At 68.4% G+C, this 7222-nt stretch carries 10 protein-coding genes; 8 read left to right on the top strand and 2 right to left on the bottom strand.

Translation table 11 applies throughout. The features are described 5' to 3' along the window. A partial coding sequence (locus tag ABS88_RS22145) for a 6,7-dimethyl-8-ribityllumazine synthase (protein ID WP_286750604.1) occupies positions 1 to 168 on the top strand: 168 nt, incomplete at its 5' end. Continuing rightward, on the top strand, positions 161 to 823 hold the full coding sequence (locus ABS88_RS22140; protein ID WP_286750603.1) for a hypothetical protein: 663 nt from the start codon (positions 161 to 163) through the stop codon (positions 821 to 823). The genes ABS88_RS22145 and ABS88_RS22140, both read left to right, overlap by 8 nt. 133 nt (positions 824 to 956) lie before the next feature. Here the strand turns inward: ABS88_RS22140 and ABS88_RS22135 are convergent, their stop codons facing one another. Beyond that, the gene (locus tag ABS88_RS22135) at positions 957 to 2042 is read right to left on the bottom strand and encodes an alkene reductase (protein WP_286750602.1); all 1086 of its coding nucleotides are present in this window, start codon (positions 2040 to 2042) and stop codon (positions 957 to 959) included. A gap of 111 nt (positions 2043 to 2153) precedes the next feature. Here ABS88_RS22135 and ABS88_RS22130 point away from each other — a divergent pair, with 111 nt between their 5' ends. The 6 genes from ABS88_RS22130 (at position 2154) to ABS88_RS22105 (ending at position 7015) form a co-directional block, all read left to right on the top strand. After that, positions 2154 to 3086 carry a DMT family transporter gene (locus ABS88_RS22130; protein ID WP_003046828.1) on the top strand — a complete coding sequence of 311 codons (933 nt, stop codon included), beginning with the start codon at positions 2154 to 2156 and terminating at the stop codon, positions 3084 to 3086. Further along, positions 3086 to 3772 carry a COQ9 family protein gene (locus ABS88_RS22125; protein ID WP_286750601.1) on the top strand — a complete coding sequence of 229 codons (687 nt, stop codon included), beginning with the start codon at positions 3086 to 3088 and terminating at the stop codon, positions 3770 to 3772. Before ABS88_RS22130 ends, ABS88_RS22125 begins: the two co-directional genes overlap by 1 nt. A 62-nt stretch (positions 3773 to 3834) precedes the next feature. Next, a complete protein-coding gene (locus tag ABS88_RS22120) occupies positions 3835 to 4086 on the top strand; it encodes a FeoA family protein (RefSeq protein ID WP_003046824.1) in 252 nt (83 codons plus the stop codon). After that, positions 4083 to 5954, top strand: coding sequence for a ferrous iron transporter B (gene feoB, locus ABS88_RS22115; RefSeq protein ID WP_286750600.1), 1872 nt, complete (start codon positions 4083 to 4085; stop codon positions 5952 to 5954). Before ABS88_RS22120 ends, feoB begins: the two co-directional genes overlap by 4 nt. A 31-nt stretch (positions 5955 to 5985) precedes the next feature. Beyond that, entirely contained in the window at positions 5986 to 6531 is a 546-nt protein-coding gene (gene ssb, locus ABS88_RS22110; protein ID WP_286750599.1) for a single-stranded DNA-binding protein, read from the top strand. Positions 6532 to 6544: 13 nt separating this feature from the next. Next, positions 6545 to 7015, top strand: a complete 471-nt coding sequence (locus tag ABS88_RS22105; RefSeq protein WP_003046818.1) for an MmcB family DNA repair protein — start codon at positions 6545 to 6547, stop codon at positions 7013 to 7015. 9 nt (positions 7016 to 7024) lie between these two features. Here the strand turns inward: ABS88_RS22105 and ABS88_RS22100 are convergent. Then, positions 7025 to 7222: hypothetical protein (locus ABS88_RS22100; protein ID WP_286750598.1), on the bottom strand; the 198-nt coding region annotated here is incomplete at its 5' end.

The raw sequence follows: 7222 nt of genomic DNA, 5'->3' as shown, positions 1-7222 counted from the left end.
ATGGCGCTGACGCTCGACGGCCTTGCCATCGGCAACGGCATCCTGACCGTCGAGGATGAGGAACAGGCGCTTGCGCGCGCCGACAAGACGCGCAAGGATAAGGGCGGCGAGGCGGCGAAGGCCGCGCTCGCGATGCTGGCATTGAAGGATCAGTTCGGCGTTGCTTGATCGCACTCCCCCCGGCCGATACTCCGTCGTCGAACGCGGCGGCCGGCTGGTGGTGATCGACCGCGCGACCGGCGGAACCCCGCCGACCGCGGCACAGCGCATGGCCGAACATGATCGACGCAGGGGCATCGAACCCGTCCCGTCGGCACCGCGCGAAGAGACGCCGGACCCCATCAAAGCGCCCGCGACGATTGCCGGCACAGCTCCCGCCGATCGGCTGCGTGAGGCGATCGCTGCGCGCGGCGCCCAGGCCAGGGCGCGCCAGCCCTGGGGCGACACGCCCGCCGCGCCGCCGGCGCGCGATTCCGTGCCGGCGCGAATCCCGGCGCATGTCCCCGAACCCGCTCCGACCCCGGCATCGCGGTCCCGTCCGGCGCCGCAACCAGACCGCGGTTCGCGCAAGACGGTGGTCACGTCGAAATGGTGGGATGCAAAGGGGCCGCGGACGATCGAACTCGGCGCCAACGGGCAATCGACCCTGAGCGGCGGTTTCGTGACGATCTTCGCGATCGGGCTCGCGATCTTCGTCTTCCTGCTGCTCATCATGCCGGTCGCGGCCTTTGTCGCGGCTTTTCTGCTGTTCCAGTTCGGCGGCAAGATATTGGCGCCGATCGGCGCGGGGATCGTCGACAAGGCGATCGCCGAGCGAAATTAAAAAATCCTCCCTGCGGCGTAGCCGTGGGGAGGGGGACCACCGAAGGGGGTGGAGGGGCGATAGGTCTCAGCCCCTCCGTCAGCCCTGCGGGCTGCCACCTCCCCATCGCGACGCGACAGGGAGGATCATCAGCTCAGGCGGCGACCAGCGCCGGATAGTCGATATAGCCCTCGGGTCCCGGCGAGTACCAGCTCTGCGGATTGTCGGCGGCCCAGGCCGCGCCGGTGCGGATGCGTTCGACCAGATCGGGATTGCCGATGAACGGCCGCCCGAAACTGATCGCATCGGCAAGGCCGCTCGCCAGATCGGCTTCGGCCTTCGCCACGTCATAATCGCTGTTGAGCACCAGCGGCCCCTTGAACGCCTGACGGATCGCCGGCGACTGCTTTGGCACGTCGGTCTTGCCGAAGGTACCGTCGGGGCCGGGCTCGCGCAGTTCGAGGAAAGCGATGCCCAGCGCGTCGAGCGCCGCGGCGGCGGCGGGGAACAGTATTTCGGGCGCGCTGTCGTCGACACCCTGCGTCTCGCCATTGGGCGACAGGCGCACCGCGACGCGATCCTTGCCCCACACGCCGATCAGCGCTTCGGTCACTTCGCGGAGCAGACGGATGCGGTTTTCGACCGAACCGCCATAATCATCGTCGCGCAAATTGGTGCCGTCGCGCAGGAACTGGTCGATCAGATAGCCGTTGGCGCCGTGCAGTTGCACCCCGTCGAACCCGGCGCGCTTCGCATTTTCGGCAGCCGCGACATAGTCGGCGATCACGCGCGGAATCTCGTCGAGGCGCAGCGGGCGCGCTTCTTCGAGCTCGAGCCGCCCGACCGGCGTGTGCGCGCGACCTTCGCCCTTCGTTGCCGAAGCCGACACCGGCTGCTTGCCGTCGTTGAACACCGAATGGACGAGCCGGCCCATGTGCCACAGCTGCGCGACGATGCGGCCGCCCGCGGCATGAACCGCCTCGGTGACGGGTTTCCAGCCTTCGACCTGTGCGTCGGTCCACAGCCCCGGCGCCGACGGCCAGCCGAGCCCTTCCTGCGAAATTCCCGTCGCTTCGGAGATGATCAGCCCAGCCGAGGCGCGCTGGCGATAATATTCGACCGCAAGTTCGTTGGGGACGAAACCGGGGCCGGCGCGGCCGCGCGTCAGCGGCGCCATGAGGATGCGGTTGGGCGCGTCGATCGCGCCAAGCTTGATCGGGTCGAGAAGCGATGCGGGCATAGATTCCACCTTTCACTTTACCGGCGACGGCCCGTGCTGTCGCCGCTATGGCCACCGAAGCTATGGATGCGGCGGCCGCTGCACAATGGTGGGTAGCAAAAGAAAATCTAAATGAGCAACAAGCCAATCAGCCCGCCCACCATTTCGCCGGTCGATCCGGTGGCCAAGCCGGTCGCCGCCACGGTGAACCGATGGGCCTTCGCCGCGCTTGTCGGCGGCAATCTGGCGCTGTCGCTGACCGCGATGGTGGTGCGCTTCGCCGATACCGGCCCCGTGGCCGCGGCCTTCTGGCGACTCGCGCTCGCGCTGCCGCTGCTCGCGCTGCTGATGCGGCGCGAAACGGGCGGCCGCCTGCCGCCGCGCGGCGCGCTGACGGTTGCGGCGGGGGCGGGGCTCTTCTTCGCGCTCGATCTTGCCGCCTGGCACCTCGGCATCCTTCAGACCAAGGTGGCCAATGCGACGCTGTTCGGCAACAGCGCCAGCCTGCTCCTCGTGCTGTGGGGGATTGCGGTCGCGCGCACCCTGCCGCGCGGGTGGCAGGCGGTGGCGGTGCTGCTCGCCTTCGCGGGGTCGGCGCTGCTGATGGGGCAAAGCTACGAGGCGTCGGCGGCCTATCTGGTCGGCGATCTGCTCAGCCTGCTCGCGGGGGCGCTCTATACGGGCTATGTGCTGATGATGCAGCGGGTGCGCGGCGACATCGGCCCTTGGTCGGCGCTCGCCATATCCTCCGCGGCGGGCATTCCGGTGCTGCTCGGCACCGCGCTGCTGTTCGGCGAAGCGATTCTGCCGCACAACTGGACGCCGCTGATCGTGCTGGCGCTGATGAGCCAGCTGGTCGGGCAGGGGCTGCTCATCTGGGCACTGCCGCGTTTCTCGCCGCTCGTCGTCGGCCTGACCCTGCTCGTCCAGCCGGTGGTTGCGGCGACCGCGGGGTGGCTGATCTTCGGCGAGACGCTCAGCGTTATGGAATTGTTCGGCGGCGCGATGGTCGCTGCGGCGCTGGTGCTGATTCGGTTGCCGAGCCGCCGCGCGGCGCCTATCTGATGGTCATGGCCCAGCATCCGTCCGCCGCAACCCTGCCCGCCGATCCGACGCTCGACGAGATTCGCGCCGCGCTGGCGCCGCTCGTTGCCGCATCGGCGGCCTTCGACGGCTTCACGACCGCCACGCTCGACGAAGCTGCCGACGCGCTCGGGGTCGACCGCGACGTCGCGCGGCTCGCCTTTCCGGGCGGTGCGCGCGACATGGTCGATGCCTGGTTTGCGACGATCGATACCGCGATGGCGGAGTGCTGTCCGGCGGAGGCGCTCGCGACGATGAAGATTCGCGAACGCATCACGCGGCTCGTCGAAACGCGGATCGACCTGCTTGCCGCCAACCGCGAATCGCTGCGCCGCGCGCTGGCCTTGCTCGCGCTGCCGGGCAATGCGCCGCACGCGGCCAGGCTCGGCTGGCGCGCCGCCGACCTGATGTGGCGCCTCGCGGGCGACACCGCGACCGACTATAATCACTACAGCAAGCGCGCGATCCTCACCGGAGTCTATGGATCGACGATGGCGGTCTTCCTCAACGACGAGAGCGAAAATTTTGCCGAAACGCGTGCCTTCCTTGCGCGGCGGATCGACAATGTGATGCGCTTCGAAGCGTGGAAGCACCGCCGCGCTGCGCACCGCATCGAACGGCCCAGCCTCGCGCGCTTCGTGGGGCGGCTGCGCTACCCGGGACGCTGAGGCGGCGGCGCCGGCAAAATTGGGGCTGGCGCTTCGCTGCTGTTATTGATAATCGCTCGCAAATGATCGCGAAGCTCGATTCCTCCCCGCTTGGCATCGCGGTGCGCATCGCGCGCATCGACTGGACGTCGATGTCGCACGACGAAGGGCGCCGGCTGCGCGAATTCGGCTTGCTGGAGGGGAGCGAAGTCACCCCGCTGCACCGCGGCAGCCTGTTCTCGCGCGATCCGCTCGCGCTGACGATCGGGCGGATGAAAGTCATCATCCGCAGCAAGCAGGCCGCCGCCATAGAGGTCGAACCGGCGACGACATGACCGGTCCCGCACCCACGATCGCACTGGTCGGCAATCCGAACGCCGGCAAATCGAGCCTGTTCAACGCGCTGACCGGCGCGCGGCAGAAGATCGCCAATTATCCGGGCGTCACGGTCGAACGCAAATCGGGCCATGCGAGCTTTGCCGACGGCCGCCCGCTCGCGCTGGTCGATCTGCCGGGCAGCTACAGCCTGTCGCCCGCCAGCCCCGACGAGGCGGTGACGCGCGACGTCGTGCTCGGCCGCCAGACGGGCGAGAAGCGCCCCGACGCACTGATCGTCGTCGTCGACGCGGCGAACCTCGACAATCATCTCTGCTTCGCGCTCGAACTGATCGCGCTCGGCCTGCCGACCGTCGTCGCGCTCAACATGCTCGACCTTGCGGAGCGCGACGGGCTGACGCTCGATCCCGACCGGCTCGCCGCCGAACTCGGCGTGCCGGTGGTGCCGACGGTTGCGGTGCGCAAGCGCGGCCTGACCGAACTGCTTGCGGCGGTCGATGGCGCGATCCTCTCGCACGGCCTGTCGGCGACCGACCAGCCTGCGCCGCCGCCCGGCGACACCGCGCTGCACCAGCGCGCCCGCGCCATCGCGCGCGCCGCGACGCTCGCCGAAACGCCGGTGCGCCGCTGGACGCAGCGCGTCGATGCGGTGGCGCTCCATCCGGTCTTCGGGCTGCTGATCCTGCTCGCGCTGATGTTCGTGATGTTCCAGGCGGTCTATGCCTGGTCCGAAGCACCGATCGCCTGGATCGAGGACGGCATCGCCGCGCTGCAGGCGCTGGCGAGCGATCATATGGCCGCAGGCTTCCTGCGCGGGCTGGTGGTCGAAGGACTGCTCGCCGGCGTCGGCGCGGTCGTCGTCTTCCTGCCGCAGATCCTGATTCTCTTCCTCTTCATCCTGTTGCTCGAAGCCTCGGGCTATATGACTCGCGCCGCCTTCCTGATGGACGGGATCATGGCAAAGGTCGGCTTGTCGGGACGCGGGTTCATCCCGCTGCTTTCCAGCTTCGCCTGCGCGGTTCCCGGCATCATGGCGACGCGTGCGATTCCCGATGCGAAGGACCGGCTGACGACGATCCTGATCGCGCCGCTGATGACCTGTTCGGCGCGGCTGCCCGTGTACACGCTGATCATCGGCGCCTTCATCCCGAACCGCAGCGTCGGCGGATCGCCCGTTGGCCTGCAGGGACTCGTGCTGTTCGGCCTCTATGTGTCGGGCATCGTCGGCGCGCTGGTCGTCGCCTTCGCGCTGCGGCGGTCGGTGACCAAGGGCAATGCGGCGGGCTTCATGATGGAAATGCCGCGCTACCAATGGCCGCGGCTGCGCGATGTCGGCATCGCGCTGTGGCAGCGCGCGTGGATCTTCCTGCGCCGCGCCGGCACGATCATCGCCGCGACCACCGCGGTGCTGTGGCTGCTGCTCAGCTATCCGCAGGCGCCGGCGGGCAGCGACGTCCGCCAGGTCGATTACAGTATCGCCGGCCGCATCGCGAGCGGGCTGGAAGTCATGGTGAAGCCGATCGGCTTCAACCACGACATCGCGCTCGCGCTGATCCCCGCGATGGCGGCGCGCGAGGTGGCCGTCTCGGCGCTCGCAACCGCCAATGCGATCGACGCGGGCGATGACGAGGACGCCGTCGCGCAATCGCTCAGCGAGCGGCTTCAGGGCCGCTGGAGCATCGCGACCGCGCTCGCCTTTCTCGCCTGGTTCGTCTTTGCCCCGCAATGTATCTCGACGATCGCGATCACCCGGCGCGAGACCAATGGGTGGAAATGGCCGCTGTTCATGGTTGGCTATTTGTTCGCGCTCGCCTATGCCGCGGCAGGTATCACCTACTGGACAGCCGTTGCCTTTGGACTAGGCTGATCCTTCCAACATTCAAGCGGAGCGGAGCGGCATGGCTGGCAGCGTCAACAAAGTTATTCTGATCGGCAATCTGGGCGCCGATCCCGAAATCAAGTCGTTCCAGAACGGCGGCAAGATTGCCAATATCCGCATCGCGACCTCCGAACAGTGGAAGGACCGCATGACCGGCGAGCGCAAGGAGCGCACCGAATGGCACAATGTCGTCATCAACGGCGACGGCCTCGTCGGCGTCGTCGAGCGCTACCTTAAAAAGGGCTCGAAGGTTTATATCGAAGGGTCCTTGCGCACCCGCAAGTGGCAGGACCGTGACGGCAACGACCGCTACACGACCGAAGTCGTGATTGCGGGCATGGGCGGCACGTTGACCATGCTCGACGGTGCGCCTGGCGGCGGCGGTGGCGGCTCGCGCGGCGGCGATAGCTGGTCGCAGGGCGGCGGATCGGGCGGCGGCTGGGATCAGGGTGGCGCCGCGTCCGGCGGCAGTTCGGGCGGTGGCTGGAACCAGGGCGGCGGTGGCGCCTCGGGCGGCGGCCGTCCGCCGTTCGACGACGATCTGGACGACGACGTCCCCTTCTGAGGATTTCTGAGCGATGGCGAGTGACCTGCTGACCGCCGCGGACGTCGCGCGCGGCGTGTGCCGGCTGTTCGCGCAGCAGGGGCTCGTCGCGATCCCCGAGGTGACGCTCCCCAACGGCCGCCGTACCGACCTCACCGCGATCGACGCGAAGGGCCATATCACAATCGTCGAGATCAAGGTCAGCCGCGCCGATCTGCACGGTGACGGCAAATGGCCCGACTATTGCGACTGGTGCGACCGCTTCTATTGGGCGCTCGCTTCCGGCCTCGACCCCGCGATCCTCGAGACCGAGGGCTATCGCCCCGAAACCTCGGGCCTGATCGTCGCCGACCGCTATGGCGCCGCCGTGGTGCGCGAGGCCGCGAGCTGCAACCTCGCGCCCGCGCGGCGCAAGGCCGAACTGCTGCGGATCGGCCGGCTCGCGATGCGCCGTTCGATGATCGCCGCCGATCCCGAAATCGCGGCCGGCTGGGCCGAGCGCTGACGGCCTGTTTCAGGGGCGGTCGAGCGGCTCGGTGCGCTCATATTGGATGCACCAGGCAAGCCCGGCGGCGGTAAAGCCGACCCAAAGCAGCGCACCGATCCACATGATGCCGTGCCAATAGGCAGGCAGCGCGATGAACAGCAGCGCCGCCGCGGCCGATGCGATGCCCACCCGGGCATAGCTTTTGGCCGGCCGCCGCAGACGCGT

This window comes from Sphingopyxis sp. SCN 67-31 (genome assembly GCF_001725095.1).
Note: the sequence above shows the minus strand (reverse complement) of the source record. Positions and strands in the feature narration are given on the sequence as shown.

Excerpts from the sequence above, each read along its gene's own strand:
- ABS88_RS22135 (WP_286750602.1), bottom strand. The coding sequence starts at position 2,042 with ATGCCCGCATCGCTTCTCGACCCGATCAAGCTTGGCGCGATCGACGCG.
- ABS88_RS22125 (WP_286750601.1), top strand. The coding sequence starts at position 3,086 with ATGGTCATGGCCCAGCATCCGTCCGCCGCAACCCTGCCCGCCGATCCG.
- ABS88_RS22105 (WP_003046818.1), top strand. The coding sequence starts at position 6,545 with ATGGCGAGTGACCTGCTGACCGCCGCGGACGTCGCGCGCGGCGTGTGC.
- ssb (WP_286750599.1), top strand. The coding sequence starts at position 5,986 with ATGGCTGGCAGCGTCAACAAAGTTATTCTGATCGGCAATCTGGGCGCC.
- ABS88_RS22120 (WP_003046824.1), top strand. The coding sequence starts at position 3,835 with ATGATCGCGAAGCTCGATTCCTCCCCGCTTGGCATCGCGGTGCGCATC.
- ABS88_RS22130 (WP_003046828.1), top strand. The coding sequence starts at position 2,154 with ATGAGCAACAAGCCAATCAGCCCGCCCACCATTTCGCCGGTCGATCCG.
- feoB (WP_286750600.1), top strand. The coding sequence starts at position 4,083 with ATGACCGGTCCCGCACCCACGATCGCACTGGTCGGCAATCCGAACGCC.